General features: G+C 70.2%; 15 protein-coding genes. 9 read left to right on the forward strand and 6 right to left on the reverse strand.

Annotated features, from left to right (window positions below):
- Window positions 1-5: 5 nt before the first annotated feature.
- The 6 genes from fdhD to EU555_RS08235 all read right to left on the reverse strand — a co-directional run bounded on the left by fdhD (window position 6) and on the right by EU555_RS08235 (window position 8,897).
- Window positions 6-827 carry a formate dehydrogenase accessory sulfurtransferase FdhD gene (gene fdhD, locus EU555_RS08210; protein WP_245524193.1) on the reverse strand — a complete coding sequence of 274 codons (822 nt, stop codon included), beginning with the start codon at window positions 825-827 and terminating at the stop codon, window positions 6-8.
- Window positions 814-3,675, reverse strand: a complete 2,862-nt coding sequence (fdhF, locus tag EU555_RS08215) for a formate dehydrogenase subunit alpha (protein WP_135414183.1) — start codon at window positions 3,673-3,675, stop codon at window positions 814-816. Before fdhF ends, fdhD begins: the two co-directional genes overlap by 14 nt.
- 11 nt (window positions 3,676-3,686) lie before the next feature.
- Window positions 3,687-5,249, reverse strand: a complete 1,563-nt coding sequence (locus tag EU555_RS08220) for a formate dehydrogenase beta subunit (RefSeq protein WP_135414184.1) — start codon at window positions 5,247-5,249, stop codon at window positions 3,687-3,689.
- The gene (locus EU555_RS08225) at window positions 5,246-5,719 is read right to left on the reverse strand and encodes a formate dehydrogenase subunit gamma (protein WP_135414185.1); all 474 of its coding nucleotides are present in this window, start codon (window positions 5,717-5,719) and stop codon (window positions 5,246-5,248) included. Before EU555_RS08225 ends, EU555_RS08220 begins: the two co-directional genes overlap by 4 nt.
- 424 nt (window positions 5,720-6,143) lie before the next feature.
- A complete protein-coding gene (locus EU555_RS08230) occupies window positions 6,144-7,835 on the reverse strand; it encodes a methyl-accepting chemotaxis protein (protein WP_135414308.1) in 1,692 nt (563 codons plus the stop codon).
- Between the two features lie 153 nt (window positions 7,836-7,988).
- Window positions 7,989-8,897 carry a LysR family transcriptional regulator gene (locus EU555_RS08235; RefSeq protein WP_135414186.1) on the reverse strand — a complete coding sequence of 303 codons (909 nt, stop codon included), beginning with the start codon at window positions 8,895-8,897 and terminating at the stop codon, window positions 7,989-7,991.
- Between the two features lie 299 nt (window positions 8,898-9,196).
- On the opposite strand from EU555_RS08235, the gene coxB reads away from it, so the two are divergent.
- The 9 genes from coxB to EU555_RS08275 all read left to right on the forward strand — a co-directional run bounded on the left by coxB (window position 9,197) and on the right by EU555_RS08275 (window position 19,162).
- Window positions 9,197-10,084, forward strand: a complete 888-nt coding sequence (coxB, locus tag EU555_RS08240) for a cytochrome c oxidase subunit II (RefSeq protein WP_135414187.1) — start codon at window positions 9,197-9,199, stop codon at window positions 10,082-10,084.
- 101 nt (window positions 10,085-10,185) lie between these two features.
- Window positions 10,186-11,814, forward strand: coding sequence for a cytochrome c oxidase subunit I (ctaD, locus tag EU555_RS08245; RefSeq protein ID WP_135414188.1), 1,629 nt, complete (start codon window positions 10,186-10,188; stop codon window positions 11,812-11,814).
- 212 nt (window positions 11,815-12,026) lie between these two features.
- Window positions 12,027-12,977 carry a heme o synthase gene (locus EU555_RS08250; RefSeq protein WP_135414309.1) on the forward strand — a complete coding sequence of 317 codons (951 nt, stop codon included), beginning with the start codon at window positions 12,027-12,029 and terminating at the stop codon, window positions 12,975-12,977.
- A 34-nt stretch (window positions 12,978-13,011) separates the two neighbouring features.
- Window positions 13,012-13,158, forward strand: a complete 147-nt coding sequence (locus EU555_RS36080) for a hypothetical protein (RefSeq protein WP_167858476.1) — start codon at window positions 13,012-13,014, stop codon at window positions 13,156-13,158.
- A 19-nt stretch (window positions 13,159-13,177) separates the two neighbouring features.
- The gene (locus tag EU555_RS08255) at window positions 13,178-13,783 is read left to right on the forward strand and encodes a cytochrome c oxidase assembly protein (protein WP_135414189.1); all 606 of its coding nucleotides are present in this window, start codon (window positions 13,178-13,180) and stop codon (window positions 13,781-13,783) included.
- A gap of 165 nt (window positions 13,784-13,948) precedes the next feature.
- Window positions 13,949-14,806, forward strand: a complete 858-nt coding sequence (locus EU555_RS08260) for a cytochrome c oxidase subunit 3 (RefSeq protein WP_135414190.1) — start codon at window positions 13,949-13,951, stop codon at window positions 14,804-14,806.
- A gap of 107 nt (window positions 14,807-14,913) precedes the next feature.
- Window positions 14,914-15,282, forward strand: a complete 369-nt coding sequence (locus EU555_RS08265; RefSeq protein WP_135414191.1) for a DUF983 domain-containing protein — start codon at window positions 14,914-14,916, stop codon at window positions 15,280-15,282.
- Window positions 15,279-16,085 (forward strand): SURF1 family protein, encoded by an 807-nt coding sequence (locus tag EU555_RS08270; protein WP_135414192.1) that lies wholly within the window; start codon window positions 15,279-15,281, stop codon window positions 16,083-16,085. The genes EU555_RS08265 and EU555_RS08270 overlap by 4 nt, the downstream gene beginning before the upstream one ends.
- Window positions 16,086-16,177: 92 nt before the next feature.
- Window positions 16,178-19,162: a penicillin-binding protein 1A gene (locus tag EU555_RS08275; protein WP_135414193.1), complete on the forward strand. Its 2,985-nt coding sequence runs from the start codon at window positions 16,178-16,180 to the stop codon at window positions 19,160-19,162.
- The last annotated feature ends 17 nt before the right edge of the window (window positions 19,163-19,179 follow it).

Consider the following 19,179-nt stretch of genomic DNA (forward strand, 5'->3'; position numbering starts at 1 on the left):
AGGACTTACGGAACGGTCAGGCGCTCGGGGGCGGTGAACAGGGTGACGGTGTCGCGCCGCGCGATCGCCGCCAGCGTCAGGCCGTGCAGGGCGGCGCGCTCGACCGCGAGCGAGGTCGGGGCCGAGATCGCCACCAGCACGGCGGCGCCGAAGCTCGCGGCTTTCTCGACCATCTCGAACGAGCAGCGGCTGGTGATGACGAGGAAGCCGTCCTCCGGCCGGGTGCCGGTGCGCATCAGCGCGCCGATCAGCTTGTCCAGGGCGTTGTGGCGGCCGACATCCTCGCGCACAGCCAGGATGTCGCCCTCGCGGGTCGCCCAGGCGGCGGCGTGGACCGCCCGCGTCGCGCGGCCGAGCACCTGGAGGTCGTCGAGGGCCTGCACCGCCCGCTCGACCGCCGCGAGGGAGACCGTGACGCCCTTCGCCGAAGCCCGCTCGGCCCGGGGGATGTCCTTCAGGTCGTCGATGCCGCAGACGCCGCAGCCGGTGCGGCCTGACAGCGCCCGCTTGCGGGCGAGGTGCTCGCGCAGGCGCCCCGGAGCGAGGTCGACGACGAGGCGCAAGCCCCCCTCCCCGGCCTCGACCACCGCGCCGCGGATCTCGTCGGCACCAGCCACGATGCCTTCGGTCAGGCTGAAGCCGTAGGCGAAATCCTCGAGGTCGGCCGGCGTCGTCATCATGACGGCGTAGGGCACGTCGCCGTAGACGACGTTCACCGGCATCTCGACGGCGAGCGGACGGTCCTCCGCCCGCGCCGCGCCGCGCCCGTAGGCGACGATCCGCGTCGGGACGGGACGACTCGTCGCGACACCGCTACTCGGCGGCATCGAGGGTCTGACTGATGCGGGTGAGGGAGATGTCTTCCTCATAGAACCGGGCCTGCCAATCGGACGGCCGGTTCGTACGCCGAACCTGCACCGCCGTCACCTTGTACTCGGGGCAGTTCGTCGCCCAGTCCGAGTAGTCGGTGGTGATGACGTTGGCGCCGGTCTTGGCATGGTGGAAGGTGGTGTAGACCACGCCCGGCTGCATCCGCTCGGTGACCCGGGCCTTGAGCGCGATGTCGCCCGACCGGCTCTCCAGGCTGACGAGGTCGCCGTCGACGATGCCGCGGCTCTCGGCGTCGAAAGGGTGGATCTCCAGCACGTCCTCGGGGTGCCACAGGGAGTTCGCCGTGCGCCGGGTCTGCGCCCCGACATTGTACTGCGACAGGATCCGACCCGTGGTCAGGATCAGCGGGAACTTTCGCGTGGTGCGCTCGTCGGACGGCACGAACTCGGTGAGCATGAACCGGCCGAGACCGCGCACGAAGCGGTCGACATGCATCATCGGCGTGCCCTGCGGCGCCTTGTCGTTGCAGGGCCACTGGATCGAGCCGAGCTCCTCGAGCTTGGCGTAGGAGACGCCGGCAAAGCTCGGGGTCAGGCCTGCGATCTCGTCCATGATCTCGGACGGGTGGGTGTAAGTCATCGGGTAGCCGAGCGCGTTCGAGAGCAGCATCGTGCCCTCCCAGTCGCCGTAGCCGCCCAAGGGCGCCATCACCTTCCGCACCCGGCTGATCCGCCGCTCGGCATTGGTGAAGGTGCCGTCCTTCTCCAGGAACGAGGCGCCCGGCAGGAAGACGTGGGCGTATTTCGCGGTCTCGTTGAGGAACAGGTCCTGGACGACGATGCACTCCATCGCACGCAAGCCCGCCGTGACGTGGTGCGTGTCGGGATCGGACTGGGCGATGTCCTCGCCCTGGATGTAGAGGCCCTTGAAGGTGCCGGCGACGGCCTCGTCGAGCATGTTGGTGATGCGCAGGCCCGGATTGGGCGAGAGCTGCGCGCCCCACAGGGCCTCGAAGGTCTCGCGGGTCGCGTCGTCGGAGACGTGGCGGTAGCCGGTCAGCTCGTGCGGGAACGAGCCCATGTCGCAGGAGCCCTGGACGTTGTTCTGGCCCCGCAGCGGGTTCACGCCCGCCCCCGGCTTGCCGATGTTGCCGGTCGCCATGGCGAGGTTCGCCATGCCCATCACCATGGTCGAGCCCTGGCTGTGCTCGGTGACGCCGAGGCCGTAATAGATCGCCGCGGCCCCGCCGGTGGCGTAGAGCCGGGCGGCCGCCCGCACCTCGGCCGGGTCGCAGCCGGTCAGTTCCTGCACCGCCTCCGGCGCGTGGCGCTCGTCGGCGATGAAGCGGGCCCAGATCTCGAAATCCTTCAGGTCGCAGCGCGCGCGGACGTAAGATTCGTCCACCAGGCCTTCCGTCACGACGACGTGGGCGAGCGCGTTGATGACCGCCACGTTGGCGCCGGGCTTGACCGGCAGGTGATGCGCCGCCCGGATATGGGGCGATTGCACGAGGTCGATCCGGCGCGGGTCGATGACGATCAGCTTGGCGCCCTGGCGCAGGCGCTTCTTCATCCGCGAGCCGAAGACCGGGTGGCCGTCGGTCGGGTTGGCGCCGATCACCAGGATCACGTCGGCCTGCTCGACCGACTTGAAGTCCTGGGTGCCGGCGGAGGTGCCCAGCGTCGACATCAGGCCGTAGCCGGTCGGCGAGTGGCAGACCCGGGCGCAGGTATCGACGTTGTTGTTGCCGAACCCGGCCCGCACCAGCTTCTGGACGAGGTAGGCCTCCTCGTTGGTGCAGCGCGACGAGGTGATGCCGCCGATCGCGTCGCGGCCGTACTGCGCCTGGATGCGCTTGAAGGCGGTGGCCGCGTGCTGGATCGCCTCCTCCCAGGACACCTCGCGCCAGGGATCGGTGATCCTGTCCCGCACCATCGGCTTCGTGATGCGGTCCCGGTGGGTGGCGTAGCCGTAGGCGAAGCGGCCCTTGACGCAGGAATGGCCCTCGTTCGCCTTGCCGTCCTTGTAGGGCACCATGCGGACGATCCGGTCGCCCTGCATCTCGGCCTTGAACGAGCAGCCGACGCCGCAATAGGCGCAGGTCGTCACCGCCGAATGCTCCGGCTGGCCCATGGCGATGACGGATTTCTCCTGCAAAGTCGCCGTCGGGCAGGCCTGCACGCAGGCGCCGCAGGACACGCATTCGGAGTTGAAGAAGTCGGTCGGCCCCGCCGCCACCCGCGAATCGAAGCCGCGGCCCGCGATGGTCAGCGCGAAGGTGCCCTGCACCTCCTCGCAGGCCCGGACGCAGCGGTTGCAGACGATGCACTTCGACGGATCGTAGGCGAAGTACGGGTTCGACTCGTCCTTCGGCAGGTAGAGCTCGGAATTCTTCGAGACGTGGTTGGCGCCGTCATGGCCGTAGCGGACCTCGCGCAGGCCGACCGTGCCGGCCTGGGTCTGCAATTCGCAATCGCCGTTGGCCGAGCAGGTCAGGCAGTCGAGGGGATGGTCGGAGATGTAGAGCTCCATCACCCCCTTGCGCAGGCGCGCGAGCTTGTCCGACTGGGTGTGCACCACCATGCCGTCCTCGGCCGGCGTGGTGCAGGAGGCCGGCGTGCCGCGCCGCCCGTCGATCTCGACGAGGCAGAGCCGGCAGGAGCCGAACGGCTCCAGCGAATCGGTGGCGCAGAGCTTCGGGATCGCGGTGCCGGCCTGCATCGCCGCCGCCATCACCGAGGTGCCGGAGGGCACGGTGACGGACTTGCCGTCGATCGTCAGCGTCACGGTCTTGTCCGAGACGCGGATCGGGGTGCCGTAGTCGATTTCCTTGATGAGGGCCATCAGGTGCGTCCTCACTCGGCGGCCAGCGGCAGCCGGGCGCCGCGGCCGGAAAAATCTTCCGGGAAATGGGTGAGCGCGCTCATCACCGGCACGGGCGTCAGCCCGCCCATGGCGCAGAGCGAGCCGTCGGTCATGACTTCGCAGAGGTCGGCGACGAGGGCGAGGTTCTCGCGGGGCGACTCGCCGGCGATCACCTTGTCGATCGTCTCCAGCCCGCGCACGGCGCCGATCCGGCACGGCGTGCACTTGCCGCAGGATTCGGCGGCGCAGAATTCGAAGGCGAAGCGGGCCTGACGCGCGAGGTCGACGGTGTCGTCGAACACCACGATGCCGCCGTGGCCGAGCAGGCCCTTCTTGGCCGCGAAGGCCTCGTAATCGAGGGGCGTGTCGAGGAGCGCTTCGGGGAAATAGGCCCCGAGCGGCCCGCCGACCTGCACCGCGCGGAAGGGCCGGCCCGACGCCGTGCCGCCGCCGAACTCCTCGATCACCTCGCGAAGCGTCAACCCGAAGGCGGTCTCGATCAGGCCGCCGCGCCTGACGTTGCCGGCGAGCTGGATCGGCAGGGTGCCGAGCGACCGACCCATGCCGTAGGCGGCGTAGGCCTCACCCCCGTGCTCCAGGATCCACGGCACGGCGGCGAAGGAGAGCACGTTGTTGACGAGCGTCGGCCGGCCGAACAGCCCCTTGAGGGCCGGGATCGGGGGCTTGGCCCGCACGATGCCCCGCTTGCCCTCCAGGCTCTCGAGGAGCGAGGTCTCCTCGCCGCAGATATAGGCGCCCGCCCCCAGGCGCGCCTCGAGGTGGAAGGCCTTGCCGGAGCCCATCACGTCGGCGCCGAGACAACCGGCCCGCTCGGCCGCCGCGATGGCGGTGTTCAGCGCCGCGAAGGCGTGCGGGTATTCGGAGCGGCAATAGATGTAGCCGCGCGTGGCGCCGACCGCGACCGCCGCGATCGTCATGCCCTCGATCAGCGTGAGCGGATCGCCCTCCATCAGCATCCGGTCGGCGAAGGTGCCGGAATCGCCCTCGTCGGCGTTGCAGACCACGTATTTCTGCGCGGCCTCCGCCCGCATCACCGTGTTCCACTTGATGCCGGTCGGGAAGCCGGCACCGCCCCGGCCGCGCAGGCCGGAGGCCTTCACGGCATCGACCGTGGCCTCCGGGCCGGCCGCCAGCGCGGCTTCGAGCCCGCGATAGCCGCCATGGGCGCGGTAGGCGTCGACGGAAGCCGGATCGACGATCCCGCAGCGGCCGAAGGTCAAGCGCTGCTGGCGCGCGAGGTAGGGATGCTCCTCCGGACGGCCGATCCGCAGGGGATGGGCGCCGCCGTCCGCCAGCACGGCCTCGAGCAGGGGCTCGACGTCGCCCGGCCGCACCGGCCCGTAGGCGATGCGCCCCTCCGGCGTGGCGACCTCGAGCATCGGCTCGAGCCACAGCATCCCGCGCGAACCCGTGCGCACCAGGGTGAGGGCGAGGCCCCGCGCCTCGGCCGCCCGCGTCAGGGCCTTCGCGACCCGGTCGGCCCCAAGGGCGAGGCTGGCGGCATCCTTCGGGAGGTAGACGGTCAGGCTCACGCGGCGGCCTCCGTCAGGGCGTCCTCGAGGGCGTCGAGGTCGAGGCGGCCGACCGGCGCGCCGTCGACGAGGGCCGCGGGGCCGCAGGCGCAGAGGCCGAGGCAGAAGACCGGCTCCACCGTCACCCGTCCGTCGCGGGTGGTGCCGTGCCAGGCGACGTCGTAGCGGTGCAGGACCTCGTCGTGCAGCGCGTCGGCGCCGACAGCCTGGCAGGCCTCGGCCCGGCACAGCTTCACGGTGTGGCGGCCCGCCGGCTCGCTGCGGAAATCGTGGTAGAAGGTGAGGCAGCCGTGAACTTCCGCCCGGGACAGGTTCAGCGCCTCGGCGATGAGCGGCACCGCCTCGCGATCGACGTAGCCGAAGGTCTCCTGCAGGGCGTGCAGGATCGGCAGCGTCGCGCCCTCGCGGCGGGCATGCCCGGCGATGATTGCGGCCGCCCGATCGACGTTCCAGGGGTCGTAGCCCGGCATGTTCCCAGCCCAGATCGTTCTCGTTCTAGGCTGGAGCCTGGGCGGTCCGGTCCGTCCGATCAATCGCACGGTTCAGTGGTGCGACAAGGAATTTTTGTTGAAACAGGCCGTCACGAGGGGGAAAGGTTGAGCAAGCGGTGACGCATGCGACGAAAGTCTCGGCCCCGATCGCCGCTCGACAGCGGTGGCCGCAAAGCCATGGCCGCCGGAGGACGCGTCGACCGCCCGTCCCGCTATGTCGTCCCGGGCGCGCCGGAGGCGATTGTGCGGGACCCTGCATGCCGATGAGGCGGACGATGGCGATCCGGTTTCCACATCAGCCGGCACCGTCAGCGGCTCCGGGTCCCGGGTTCCGCTTTCGCAGCCCCGGGATGGCCGCGGTGCATGGGTGGACGGCACCGGCGATCGGTAACGACCCTCCCCGTCAGGCCGCCCGCACCGTGGCCAGGAACCGCTGGACTTCGGCGTCGAGGTGCTCGGACTGGCGCGACAGCTCGGTGGAGGAGGACAGGACCTGGCTTGCCGCAGCGCCGGTCTCCTCCGAAGCGTGGGCGACGCCCACGATGTTGGTCGTCACCTCGCCGGCGCCGGTCGCGGCCTGGTTCACGTTGCGGACGATCTCCTGGGTCGCCGCACCCTGCTGCTCCACGGCCGCGGCGATCGAGGCCGCCACGCTGTTGATCTCGCGGATCCGCCCGGTGATGCCGCCGATCGCTGCCACCGCTCGATCGGTCACGCCCTGTACCTCGCCGATCTGGCGCGAGATCTCCTCCGTCGCCCGGCCGGTCTGGTTGGCGAGTTCCTTGACCTCGGCGGCCACCACCGCGAAGCCGCGGCCCGCCTCGCCGGCCCGTGCCGCCTCGATCGTGGCGTTGAGCGCCAGCAGGTTGGTCTGGCTGGCGATGGTGGCGATCATCCCGACCATGTCGCCGATCCGGCCCGAGGTCTGGCGCAGCACCTGGACCAGCTGGCCGGTCTGGTCGGCCTCGGCGACGGCAGCCTGGGCGAGCTGGGCCGAGCCCTGCACCTGCCGGCCGATCTCCTGCACCGAGGCGCCGAGTTCCTCGGCCGCGGCCGCCACGGTGTTGACGTTGGCGCTCGCCTCCTCGGCGGCAGCGGCCACGGTGGTCGACTGGCTCGCGGCCTCGGCGGCGGTCGCGGTCATCTGCCGGGCGGTGGCCTGCAGTTCGGTCGCCGAGGACGAGACCTGCCGCACGATGCTCCCGACCGCCCGCTGGAAGCCGTCGGCGAGGTCAAGCATCGCCTGCCGGCGCGCCGAGGCCGCCGCGTCGTCGGCGCGGTGGCGGATCTCCGCCTCGTCCGCCGCCTTGCGGGCGACCATCGCCTTGATGCCCTCGACCGCACGGGCCACGGCCCCGATCTCGTCGCGGCGCGAGGCTTCGCGGATGTCGGCGTCGCTGTCACCCCGTGCCATCCCCTCCAGCACGCCGACGAGGCGGTGCAGCGGCCGCGTGATGCCGAAGACGGAGACGAACGCCGCCGCGGCGAGGCCGAGCAGGACGGCGACCGCGCTGACGGCGACGAGGACGTGCCGCGTCGCGTCGGTCTCGCCGTGGAGCAGGCCGGCGCCGTCCTCGAGGTAGCGTTCGAGGTCGTCGGCGAGGCGGGAGCCCTCCTCGACCATGGGACCGAAGATCGGATCGACCGTGCGGTGGACGAGGTCCACCGCTTCGGCGTTTCGGTTCAGCCGTCCGAGGCGGCGGACCTCGGCGACGCTCCTCACGAAGGTCTCGACGCTGACAGCCTGCGCCTCGACCCGGTGCGAGAAGGTCGGCGCCTGGGCGCGCAGGGCGGTAATCGCCTTCGCGACATGGCGCAGGGCCGCCTCGAAGCCCGCATTGGCCGCGTCCATCTGGCCGTCCTCGGTCTCGGCGATGAGGCGATAGACCCAGTAGTTCAGCTCGAAGATCAGCCGGTTCAGCCTGCGGGCGTTCGTCGCCGCCTTGCCCTCGCGCAGCACGAAGGTTCCGTAGGTTTCGTCGATCGACGACATATGCGACTGCGCGTACCAGACGCTCGTCGCCGTGATGGCGCCGATCATCAGGACGATCCCCACGAGTTTAGATAAAATTCCTATATTCGATAATTTAAGCATGAGGGCCACCATGAACGGCTCGTCGGCGCCTCACGATGGAGAGGCAAAGACATTAATTAGCAACGAAACCGCGCGCCTTTAACGGGTAAAATGAACCTGCGCGAACCAGCAGGATCCCAGAGGAATGGGATTGTGTCCCGCCGCGATGACAGCTCAGAGCGCCGCTACCTCTGCGGCAAGCCCCGGGGCGATCGCCCGCGCCTCGGCCAGGAAGGCGGCGACGAGGGGGGTCATCGGGTCGCGCTCCGGGACCACGAGGCCGATCGTGTGGCTGACGTCCGGGTCGACGATCGGCACCGCCCGCACCCGCTCGGTGAGGCGGAAGGTCTCGGCGAGCGCCGCCGGCATGATGCTCGCCCACTTGGCGGTGCGCACATGCGTCACCAGCACGATCATCGAGTTCGATTCGAGGATCGGCGCCGGGTCGGCCCCGGCGGCGCGCAGGTGGCGGTCGATGATGCGCCGGTTCTGCATCGCGGGCGTCAGAAGGCAGAGCGGGATGCGCCCGACCTCGGCCCAGGTCACGCTCGCACGCGCGCCGTAGATCCCGTCGGCGGCGGTCAGCAGCCGGTATTGCTCGCGGTAGAGCGGAAGCGCCGTGACGCGCCCGAGGGGCTCGTTCTCCAGGTAGGTGAGCCCGGCATCGAGCTCGAGATTGGCGAGCTGGCGGGTGATCTCGTGCGAGGTCGAGGACTGCACCGTGAAGCGCACCGCCGGATGCCGGGCGCGGAACGGGGTCGTGAGCGCCGCCACCATCGGGGTCGCGGTCGGCACCGCCGCCATCCTGAGCGTGCCCGAGAGGCCGCGGCGCAAGGCCGCCACCTCCTGGCGCATGGCGCGCGCGTCGCCGACGATGCGCCGCGCCCAGTCGAGCACCCGCTCGCCCTCCGGGGTGAAGCCCTGGAAGCGCGAGCCGCGTTGCACCAGGAGCACACCCAGGCGCTCCTCGAGCTGCTTGACCCCGGCCGAGAGGGTCTGCTGCGACACCCCGCAGGCCTGGGCGGCGCGGCCGAAATGCTGCTCGCGGGCGAGAGCCAGGATGAACTCGAGGCGTTCGATCATGCAGAGGGTCGCGGCGTGTCGGGCCGTCGGCGGCGGCGGCGCGGGGTTCGACGCCGTAGGGCGGAATCATTCGAGCCTCAGGACGAATGTCCAGTGCCGCCACGCGAATTCCCCGCGCCGATGCGACGCCAACGCCGTTGCGCTTGGGGCGCCATTGTGGTGAGAGACGCCGACCGGGTCTCGGCCGGCATCCGGCCGCCGGGCGGCAGGCCGGCATCGCGCGGCCGAAACTGACGGCGCTCCCGCCGGGCGGGCAGCCGTTGCCGGCACACAGCCTGTTGGGGAGCATCGAGGGCACCATGGGGATGGCGAGGGCGCAAGAGACGCCGGCGAAGGGTCGGCGGTTGGGCCGGGGCTTCTGGGGATGCGCCGCGGCGCTGGCAGCGACCGGGCTCCTCGGCTCCGCCACGGCCGCGATGGCGGCAGGCGTGGGCCAGCCGGTGCCGTGGCAGATGGATCTGCAGCGGCCCGTGACCGAGGTGGCGACGGAAATCTACAATTTCCACCACCTGCTGAACTGGATCATGCTCGTCATCGTCCTGTTCGTGCTCGGCCTGCTGATCGCCGTGGTGGTGAAGTTCAACGAGCGCGCAAACCCGACGCCGTCGCGCACCACCCACAACACGATGCTCGAGGTGGCCTGGACGATCGTCCCGGTGCTGATCCTGGTGGCGATCGCGATCCCGTCGTTCCGGGTGCTGCGCACGCAGCTCTCCGACCCGAAGGCCGACCTGATGGTCAAGGTCATCGGCCACGCCTGGTACTGGTCGTACGAGTACCCGCAGGAGGTCGGCGGCTTCAAGTTCGACGCCAACCTGCTCGAGGGCGACGACCAGGTGAAGTCCGGCCAGCCCAAGCTCCTCGCCACCGACAACGAGGTGGTGGTGCCGGTGAACAAGATCGTGAAGGTCCAGGTCACCGCCGCCGACGTGATGCATTCCTGGGCGGTGCCGTCCTTCGGCTTCAAGATCGACGCCATCCCGGGCCGCCTCAACCAGTTCTGGTTCAAGGCCGAGCGCGAGGGCACCTATCACGGCCAGTGCTCCGAGCTGTGCGGCCAGCGCCACGCCTACATGCCGATCACCATCAAGGTGGTGAGCGAGCAGGCCTTCCAGGCCTGGACCGCCGAGGCCAAGACCAAGTTCGCCCGCACCGACGGCGGCGCGAAATTCGCGGAAGCCAAGTAAGCGATCGCGGCCGCCCGCCTGCATCCTCCGCGGGGTGACGCGCCGGGCGTCCCCCGCCCCACTCGACAGACCGACCGAGACATACCTCGAAGAGGCTGACCATGGCTCAAGCCGTCACGGCAGGGCACGACCACGCCCACGACCACACCCCACCGTTCTTCCAGCGCTGGTTCAACTCGACGAACCACAAGGACATCGGCACCCTCTACCTGCTGTTCGCCTTCTCGGCGGGCATCGTGGGCGCCTTCCTGTCCTTCGGCATCCGGATGGAGATGGAGGCCCCCGGCCTGCAGTACTTCTCCAATCCGCAGACCTACAACGTGTTCGTGACCGGCCACGGCCTCATCATGGTGTTCTTCATGGTGATGCCGGCGCTCATCGGCGGCTTCGGCAACTGGTTCGTGCCGCTGATGATCGGGGCGCCCGACATGGCGTTCCCGCGCATGAACAACATCTCGTTCTGGCTGACGGTCGCGGGCTTCATGAGCCTCGTCTGCTCGCTGTTCGTCGAGGGCGCCCCGGGCGCGGTCGGCGCCGGCACCGGCTGGACCGTCTACCCGCCGCTCTCCACCGCCGGCCATCCCGGCCCGGCGGTCGACTTCGCGATCTTCGCCCTGCACCTGTCGGGCGCGGGCTCGATCCTCGGCGCGATCAACTTCATCACCACCATCCTGAACATGCGCGCGCCGGGCATGACCCTGCACAAGATGCCGCTGTTCGCCTGGTCGATGCTGGTGACCGCGTTCCTGCTGCTCCTGTCGCTCCCGGTGCTCGCCGGCGCGATCACGATGCTGCTCACCGACCGCAACTTCGGCACGACCTTCTTCGACCCGGCCGGCGGCGGTGACCCGATCCTGTACCAGCACCTGTTCTGGTTCTTCGGCCACCCCGAAGTCTACATCATGATCCTGCCGGCCTTCGGCATCGTCTCGCACATCATCGCGACCTTCTCGAGGAAGCCCGTCTTCGGCTACCTGGCGATGGCCTACGCGATGGTGGCGATCGGCGTCGTCGGCTTCGTGGTGTGGGCCCACCACATGTACACGGTCGGCCTCACGCTTCAGACCCAGTCCTACTTCGTGTTCGCCACCATGGTGATCGCGGTCCCCACCGGCGTGAAGATCTTCTCCTGGATCGCCACGATGTGGGGCGGCTCGATCCGCTTCACCGCCGCCATGCACTGGGCCGTCGGCTTCGTGTTCCTGTTCACCGTCGGCGGCGTCACCGGCGTGATCCTGGCCAACGCCGCGGTCGACCGCTACCTGCACGACACCTACTACGTCGTCGCGCACTTCCACTACGTGCTGTCGCTCGGCGCCGTGTTCATCATCTTCGCCGGTGTCTACTACTGGTTCCCGAAGATGACCGGCCGCATCATCCCGGAATGGGCCGGCAAGCTGCACTTCTGGCTCGCCTTCATCGGCGCCAACGTGCTGTTCTTCCCGATGCACTTCCTGGGCCTCGCCGGCATGCCGCGGCGCTATGCCGACTATCCGGAGGCCTTCGCGGGCTGGCACTGGGTGGCCACCATGGGCGGCCACATCTTCGCCCTCGGCATGGTGGTGTTCGTGATCGGCGTCGTCCTCGCCTTCCGCTCCAAGGAGCGGGCCGCGGACAACCCGTGGGGCGAGGGTGCCACCACCCTCGAATGGACCCTGTCCTCGCCCCCGCCGTTCCACCAGTACGAGACCCTGCCGGTGATCGTGGACGAGCCGTCCCACGCCCACTGACACGAGACCTAAGGTCCGCCGCACGACATCGCGGCGGACCAACAGAGAGTGGAGACGGGCCCCGGCTTTCCTGGCACGTCTCACCGGAGGACCGCCGGACGGGGGACATCCTGCCCGGCTTTCCTCGCTCTTCCCCCGAGCGCCGAAAGGGCGTTCCGGCGAGGAGCGCGACACCTCAGGAACCCCACGAGACGATGGCCGCGACACCCAGCATGACCACCCTGTCGAACAGCGCGATCTCCGACCGTAGCTTCGCGGAAGCCGGCACCTCCGGCGGCGAGGTCGCGGATTACTTCGCGCTCCTGAAGCCCCGGGTGATGGCGCTGGTGATCTTCACCGCCCTCGTCGGCATGACGGTGACCCCGTCGCACGTGAACCCGGTGATCGGGGCGATCTCGCTCCTGATGATCGCGGTCGGGGCCGGCGCCTCGGGCTGCCTCAACATGTGGTGGGACGCCGACGTCGACGCCGTCATGACTCGCACCCGCACCCGGCCGATCCCGGCCGGGCGGATCCGGCCGGGCGAGGCGCTGTCCTTCGGCCTCACCCTCTCGGTCGGCTCGGTGCTGGTGCTCGGGCTCGCGGCGAACTGGCTCGCGGCAGGGCTGCTCGCCTTCACCATCGTGTTCTACGCCGTCATCTACTCGATGTGGCTGAAGCGCGCGACGGCGCAGAACATCGTGATCGGCGGCGCCGCCGGCGCCCTGCCGCCGATGATCGGCCAGGCCGTCGTGACCGGCTCGATCGGGCTCGAGGGCACGGTCCTGTTCCTGATCATCTTCGTCTGGACGCCTCCGCATTTCTGGGCGCTGGCGCTCGTGAAGGCCGGCGAGTACGCCCGGGCCGGCATCCCGATGATGCCGAACGTCGCCGGGCCCGACTCGACGCGCCGCCAGATCCTCGCCTACTCGGTCCTGCTGGCGCCGCTCGGCCTCGCCCCGGTCGTCCTCGGCTTCGGCGGGCTGATCTACGGCCTCGTCGGTCTCCTCGGCGGTCTCGGCATGGTGGCTCTCAGCGTCCAGGTGCTGCGCCGGCGCGAGGGCGAGGCGGCCAACAAGGCGGCGATGAGCCTGTTCGGCTTCTCGATCCTCTACCTGTTCCTGCTCTTCTCCGCCCTCCTGGCGGAGCAGGGCCTCGGGCTCTTTCGGCCGGTCCTCGGCTGACGGCCTCCCTTCGGTTGATCCAGTGATGAGTGCGGTGCCCCAGCCATTGACCCCCGAAGAGCTCCAGCGCCGGCGCAAGCGCTCCGTCGCGATCGCGCTGGTCCTGGCCGCCCTGGTGGCGATCTTCTACGTGCTGACGATCGCCAAGCTCGGCCCCCAGGTCCTCAACCGGCCGCTGTGACCGAGGAGGCGAACCCGTCATGACCGATCCGCGCTCCCGGACGCAGAAGCAGGCCCGCAACACGGCGCTCGCCTGCCTCGGACTCGTCGTCGGGATGACGGCGCTCGCCTTCGCGTTCGTGCCGCTCTACGACCTGTTCTGCAAGGCGACCGGCTACGACGGCACGCCGCTGCGGGGTGCGGCCGCCAGCGGCCCGGCGAGCCAAGGCAGCCAGCAAGGCACGATGGTGGTCCACTTCGACACCAACGTCGCGCCCGGCCTGCCCTGGCGTTTCGTGGCGGAGACCCGCCAGGTCGAGGCGCAGCTCGGGGCCACCAAGACGGTGTTCTTCCGCGTCACCAACACCGGCAGCGTGCCGAGCACCGGCATCGCCACCTTCAACCTGCAGCCGGGGCTGACCGGCGGCTACTTCGTCAAGGTGCAGTGCTTCTGCTTCAACGAGCAGACCTTGGCCCCGGGCGAAACCATGGACTTCCCGGTGGTGTTCTACCTCGAACCGGGCATCAAGACCGACCCGAACACCCGGGACCTCACCGAGATGACCCTGTCCTACACCTATTTCGCGTCGAAGAACGGCCAGCCGCAGGCCGCGCTCGCGACGCCCGCGGGGACGAAAGCCAATTGACGAGGTGACAACCGCGCGAGGGCCGGATTAAAGCGTGACCGTGTGGCGCTGACGGCGGAGGACGCCGAGGCCGCCCGCGGACGGCGCCCGCCCCGCGAAGACCAAGATCCACGGCCGGCGCGGGGGGCGCGACCGGTCAAAAGACCAGGCAGGAGACCCGACACGATGGCCGAGGCGCACGGGAAGCACCACGACTACCACCTCGTCAATCCGAGCCCGTGGCCGCTCGTCGGCTCGATGAGCGGGTTCCTGATGACCTCAGGTGCCGTGCTGTGGATGAAGAGCCTGACCATCGCCAACCTGGCGCTCGGTCCCTACATCTTCTTCGCCGGCGTCATCGGCGTGCTCTACACCATGCTGAGCTGGTGGCGCGACGTCGTGCACGAGGCCAATACCGGCGACCACACCCGGGTGGTGCAGCTCTCGCACCGCTACGGCATGATGATGTTCATCGCCTCCGAGGTGATGTTCTTCGTCGCCTGGTTCTGGGCCTATTTCGAGGCGGCGCTGTATTCCGGCGACCCGATCCAGGCCTCGCGCGTGGACTTCACCGGGGGCCTGTGGCCGCCGAAGGGCGTCGAGGCGTTCGACCCCTGGCACCTGCCGCTGCTCAACACCCTGATCCTGCTCACCTCGGGCACCACGATCACCTGGGCCCACCACGCCCTGCTCAACGGCGACCGCAAGGGCGTCAAGTACGGCCTGTGGCTGACCATCGCGCTGGGCGCGCTCTTTTCCTGCGTCCAGGCCTACGAGTACGGCCACGCCCATTTCGGCTTCTCGGGCAGCATCTACTCGGCCACCTTCTTCATGGCGACCGGCTTCCATGGCGCCCACGTGCTCATCGGCACGATCTTCCTGGCGGTCTGCCTGTACCGGACCTATCTCGGCCAGTTCACGCCCAAGCAGCATCTCGGCTTCGAGTTCGCCGCCTGGTACTGGCACTTCGTCGACGTCGTGTGGCTGTTCCTGTTCGCCGCCATCTACGTCTGGGGCTCGGGCGCCGGCCACGCCGCGCACTGACGGCGCGCCACCGCGTCGGGAACATGAGAGGGCGGCGCAAGCCGCCCTTTTTCTTGGGGCGCAGCAGCCCCAGATCGCGGAATCTCACCGCGTTCAGGAGTAGGCCCATGGACACCAACCGCACCGTCGACTCGCCCGCCACCGTGGGCCTGCGCGGCCGCTGCCCGCGCTGCGGCGAGGGGCACCTGTTCAAGGGCTATCTCAGCTTCCGCCCCGCCTGCGAGGTCTGCGGGCTCGATTACCGCTTCATCGATTCCGCCGACGGCCCGGCCTTCTTCGTGATGTCGATCGTCGGCATCGTGGTGGTGGCCTTGGCGATGTGGGTCGAGTTCGCCTACGAGCCGCCGATGTGGGTGCACGCCGCCCTGTGGGTGCCGCTCTCGGTCGGCTTGAGCCTGATCCTGGTGCGGCCGCTCAAGGGCATGATGGCGGCGCTGCAATATTCCAACAAGGCCCAGGAGGGGCGCTTCCGGTGAGCGCGGCGGCCGGTCCGGCGGAGCGGCGCTCCGCCCTGCGCGACCTCCTGGCCCCGGCGCTGGCGAGCCTGGTCTGTCTGGCGATTCTGATCGGCCTCGGGGTGTGGCAGCTCGAGCGCAAGGCCTGGAAGGAGGCGCTGATCGACCGGATCGTCGCCCGCTCGCGGATCGAGCCGCCGGCCCCGCTGCCGGCCTTCGATCGTTTCGATCCGGCCCGGGACGAGTTCATGCGCGTGCGCGCCACCGGCCGCTTCCTCCAGGACAGGGAGACGCTGGTCCACGGCCTCGCGCCCGGCGAAACGCCCGGCCGGGCGCTGCAGGGCTACTACGTCGTCACCCCCTTGAGGCTCGACGACGGTCGCACCGTGCTCGTCAACCGCGGCTTCGTGCCGACCGAGCTCAAGGACAAGGGCCGCCGCGCCGCCGGCCAGGTCGAGGGGGAGACGACGGTCACCGGCATGCTGCGCCAGAGCGAGGCGCGGGCGATGTTCGTGCCCGCCCCGAACCCGCAGACCGGCGAGTGGTTCAACCGCGATATCCCGGGCATCGCCGCCGCCAAGGGGCTGACGGATGTCGCCCCCTACCTGATCGAGGCGGATGCGACGCCCAATCCCGGCGGCTGGCCGAAGGGCGGGCAGCTCCGGGTCGACCTGCCGAACAACCACCTGCAATACGCCTTCACGTGGTTCGGGCTGGCGCTGTGCCTCGTCGGCGTGTTCGCGGCCTTCGCGCTGCGGCGCCTGCGGGGCGAGGCTGTGGAGAGCATGCCCCCGCCGGCCGGCGCGTCCCCGCCCCGTCCTTAAAACAGCCGCGTTGTCGATGTCCCCTCAGCCATGTCCGGTTCAGGCCGCCGGGCGCTTCCTGCCGCCGGCGCCTCCCCGGCCCTTGGTCACCGATGAACGCGATCCTCATCAAGCTGTTTGCCACGGCCCTGACGCTGAGCCAGGTCACCACCCGGCCTGACGCGATCCGGACGCAGTTCGATCCGGCAAAGGACGGGCCGGAGGTGGTGCGCCTCTTGCGCGACGGCTGCGCCCACATGCGCAAGGCCTTCGACATCGAGGACATCAACCTCGACGACCTGATCTCGACCGCGATGGAGGACCCGAAGGCGGTCGCGGGCGAATCGAAGCTCCTGCACGGCCTCGACATCGCTGAGCTCAACACGAGCTACAAGCAGTTCTGCAAGGGCGAGAACCCGGCGAATTCGCCCTTCGAGGCGCGCGCCGTGATCGAATTCTACAACAAGGCGGTCACCGACCTGCCGGACGCGAACGCCCTCAAGACCCTGCGGCTGCCCGGGGCGACCACGATCCTCGACGGGCGCGGCGCCCGCTTCTCGGAGACCTTCGAGCCGAACGGGCGGCGCGTGGCGGTGCCGATCGGCGAGATCCCGCCGCTCGTCCAGAAGGCCTTCATCGCGGCGGAGGACAAGCGCTTCCTCACCCATCACGGCATCGACGAGCGCGGGGTGATCCGCGCCTTCATCGGCAACCTCGCCGCGCCGGGCCGGCCGCAGGGCGGCTCGACCATCACCCAGCAGGTGGTGAAGAACCTGTCCGTCGGCGACGACGTCACCTACGAGCGCAAGATCCGCGAGATGATCGTCGCGGCCCGCGCCGAGCGGGTGATGACGAAGCCCGAGATCCTCGGCCTCTACCTCAACGGCATCTATCTCGGCCGCGGCGCCTACGGCGTCGAGATGGCGGCGCGCAGCTATTTCGGCAAGTCGGTGCGCGACCTCACCGTCGCGGAGGCGGCCTTGCTCGGCGGCATGCCGAAGGGCCCGAACTTCTACAACCCCGACCGCTACCCCGACCGGGCACGGGAGCGCCGCGCCTACGTCCTCACCCGCATGAAGGAGGAGGGCGCGATCACCGAGGCCGAGATGAATACGGCGCTCGCAGCACCCCTCGGCCTCGCGCCGCTGGAGCGCCTGCGCCAGGAGGCCGGCTTCCACTTCGTCGACCACCTCACCCGCGAGGCGCGCACGCTGGCCGGCCTCGACTCGCTCACCGCCGGCGCCTACACGGTGCGCTCGACCCTCAATACCGGCCTGCAGGCCGCGACCGAGGGCATCCTCCAGGAGAGCCTGTCGCGCTACGAGGCCGCGACCGGGCGCGCCCGCTACGACGGCCCGGAGGCGAACCTCGCCGAGGCGGTGCGCCGGATCGAGGCCGCGGCCCCGGCGCCCGAGCCGGCCCCCGCCCCGCCCCCGGAGCCCCCGAAGGGCAAGAAGGGCGCGCGGCAGGCCGCGAAGCCCGCCGGGCCGAAGCCTGCCTGGCAGCGGGCGCTCGAGACCGCGCGGCTGCCGCTCTACGACGTGCACTGGCCGGCGGCGGTGGTGCTCTCCACCGGCGGCCAGGGCGGCGTGCGGGTGGGTCTCGCCGACGGGCGGGTGGCGAGCCTGAACCCGGGCGCGGCCCGCGGTCGGCTCACCGCTTACGACGTCGTGCGGGTCAAGCTGTGGGAGGGCAAGGGCGCCCCCCGCGCCGAGCTGCGCATCCGCCCGCAGGTCCAGGGCGCCGTCCTGGTGCTGGAGAACCGCACCGGCCGCATCCTCGCCATGGCGGGCGGCTTCTCCTATCCGTTGAGCCAGCTCAACCGGGTGACCCAGAGCGTGCGCCAGCCCGGCTCGACCCTGAAGCCGCTGACCTACCTCGCCGCGCTCAATGCGGGCCTGCAGCCCAACACCCTGGTGATGGATGCCGCCGTGACCCTGCCGCCGATCGGCGGGGTGGGGGATTCGTGGTCGCCGAAGAACTACGAGGGCGGCGGGTCCGGCCCCACCACCCTGCGCCGCGGCCTCGAACACTCGAAGAACCTCGTCACCGCCCAGCTCCTCAAGGGCGGCATCGCCGAGAAGGCACCGGCGAGCCTGCAGCGGGTCTGCGACATCGCGCTGGAAGCCCAGCTCTACGCCGAATGCGAGCGCTACTACCCCTTCGTGCTCGGCGCCCAGCCGGTGCGGATGATGGATCTCGCGACCTTCTACGCCGCCGTCGCCAACGAGGGCGAGCGCCCCTCGCCCTTCGGCCTCGAGAGCGTGGCGCAGGGCGAGAAGGTTCTCTACCAGCACGCCGACCGGCCGCTGACCCGCATCGGCTCGGCCGACCGGGTGGCGTTCTACCAGTTGAAGAGCCTGCTCCAGGGCGTGACCCAGCGCGGCACCGCGGCGGCGCTCGCACGATTCTCGCCGTACGTCGCCGGCAAGACCGGCACCTCGGAGGACGAGAACGACGCCTGGTTCGCCGGATTCACCAACGAGATCACCATCGTGGCCTGGGTCGGCTACGACAACGCCGACGGAAAGCGCCGGACGCTGGGGCGCGGCCAGACCGGCGGCCACCTCTCGGTGCCGATCTTCTCGCAGGTGCTCCAGGCCGCCTGGGCCAACGGCGTGCCGAAGACGCCGCTCGCCGGCCCGAGCCCGGAGGCCAGGCGCCTGATCGCCGACGCGCCCATCGACCTGCGCTCCGGCTCGCGCGTGTCCGGCGGCGGCTTCATGGAGCATTTCCGGCTCTCGGTGGACGGGCGCCTCGCCGATACCCGCTTCCGCCTGGTGCCGCAGGAGACCCTCTACGCCATGCGGCCCGACAGCGAGCAGGACGGCGACGCCCTGGACGGCGCGCTCCCGGGCGAGAATCCGGGCCGCCCGCCGGACGAGGCACCGGATGCCGACCGCTACGACCCGTTCGGCAGCCTGTTCGGCCGGCCCGAGCCGCGCCCCTACGCCCGCCGCGCCCAGCCCGTGCAGCCGCCGGAGCCGATCTGGCCCGGTGCACGCAGCCGCTCGCCCTTCGGCGACGACGACGAGTACGTCCGCCGGCCGCGCCGGCGCGACCCGGACTACCCGTTCGGCGACGACCCGACTTACTGAACCAGCAGGACCATTCC

It is taken from the genome of Methylobacterium nonmethylotrophicum, from assembly GCF_004745635.1.
Lineage (GTDB): Bacteria > Pseudomonadota > Alphaproteobacteria > Rhizobiales > Beijerinckiaceae > Methylobacterium > Methylobacterium nonmethylotrophicum.

What these genes read in the sequence shown, in the direction of transcription:
- ctaD (WP_135414188.1), top strand. Translation starts at nt 10,186, where the DNA reads ATGGCTCAAGCCGTCACGGCAGGGCACGACCACGCCCACGACCACACC.
- EU555_RS08255 (WP_135414189.1), top strand. Translation starts at nt 13,178, where the DNA reads ATGACCGATCCGCGCTCCCGGACGCAGAAGCAGGCCCGCAACACGGCG.
- fdhD (WP_245524193.1), bottom strand. Translation starts at nt 827, where the DNA reads ATGCCGCCGAGTAGCGGTGTCGCGACGAGTCGTCCCGTCCCGACGCGG.
- coxB (WP_135414187.1), top strand. Translation starts at nt 9,197, where the DNA reads ATGGGGATGGCGAGGGCGCAAGAGACGCCGGCGAAGGGTCGGCGGTTG.
- fdhF (WP_135414183.1), bottom strand. Translation starts at nt 3,675, where the DNA reads ATGGCCCTCATCAAGGAAATCGACTACGGCACCCCGATCCGCGTCTCG.
- EU555_RS08250 (WP_135414309.1), top strand. Translation starts at nt 12,027, where the DNA reads ATGACCACCCTGTCGAACAGCGCGATCTCCGACCGTAGCTTCGCGGAA.
- EU555_RS08225 (WP_135414185.1), bottom strand. Translation starts at nt 5,719, where the DNA reads ATGCCGGGCTACGACCCCTGGAACGTCGATCGGGCGGCCGCAATCATC.
- EU555_RS08265 (WP_135414191.1), top strand. Translation starts at nt 14,914, where the DNA reads ATGGACACCAACCGCACCGTCGACTCGCCCGCCACCGTGGGCCTGCGC.
- EU555_RS08235 (WP_135414186.1), bottom strand. Translation starts at nt 8,897, where the DNA reads ATGATCGAACGCCTCGAGTTCATCCTGGCTCTCGCCCGCGAGCAGCAT.
- EU555_RS08275 (WP_135414193.1), top strand. Translation starts at nt 16,178, where the DNA reads ATGAACGCGATCCTCATCAAGCTGTTTGCCACGGCCCTGACGCTGAGC.
- EU555_RS08230 (WP_135414308.1), bottom strand. Translation starts at nt 7,835, where the DNA reads ATGCTTAAATTATCGAATATAGGAATTTTATCTAAACTCGTGGGGATC.
- EU555_RS08260 (WP_135414190.1), top strand. Translation starts at nt 13,949, where the DNA reads ATGGCCGAGGCGCACGGGAAGCACCACGACTACCACCTCGTCAATCCG.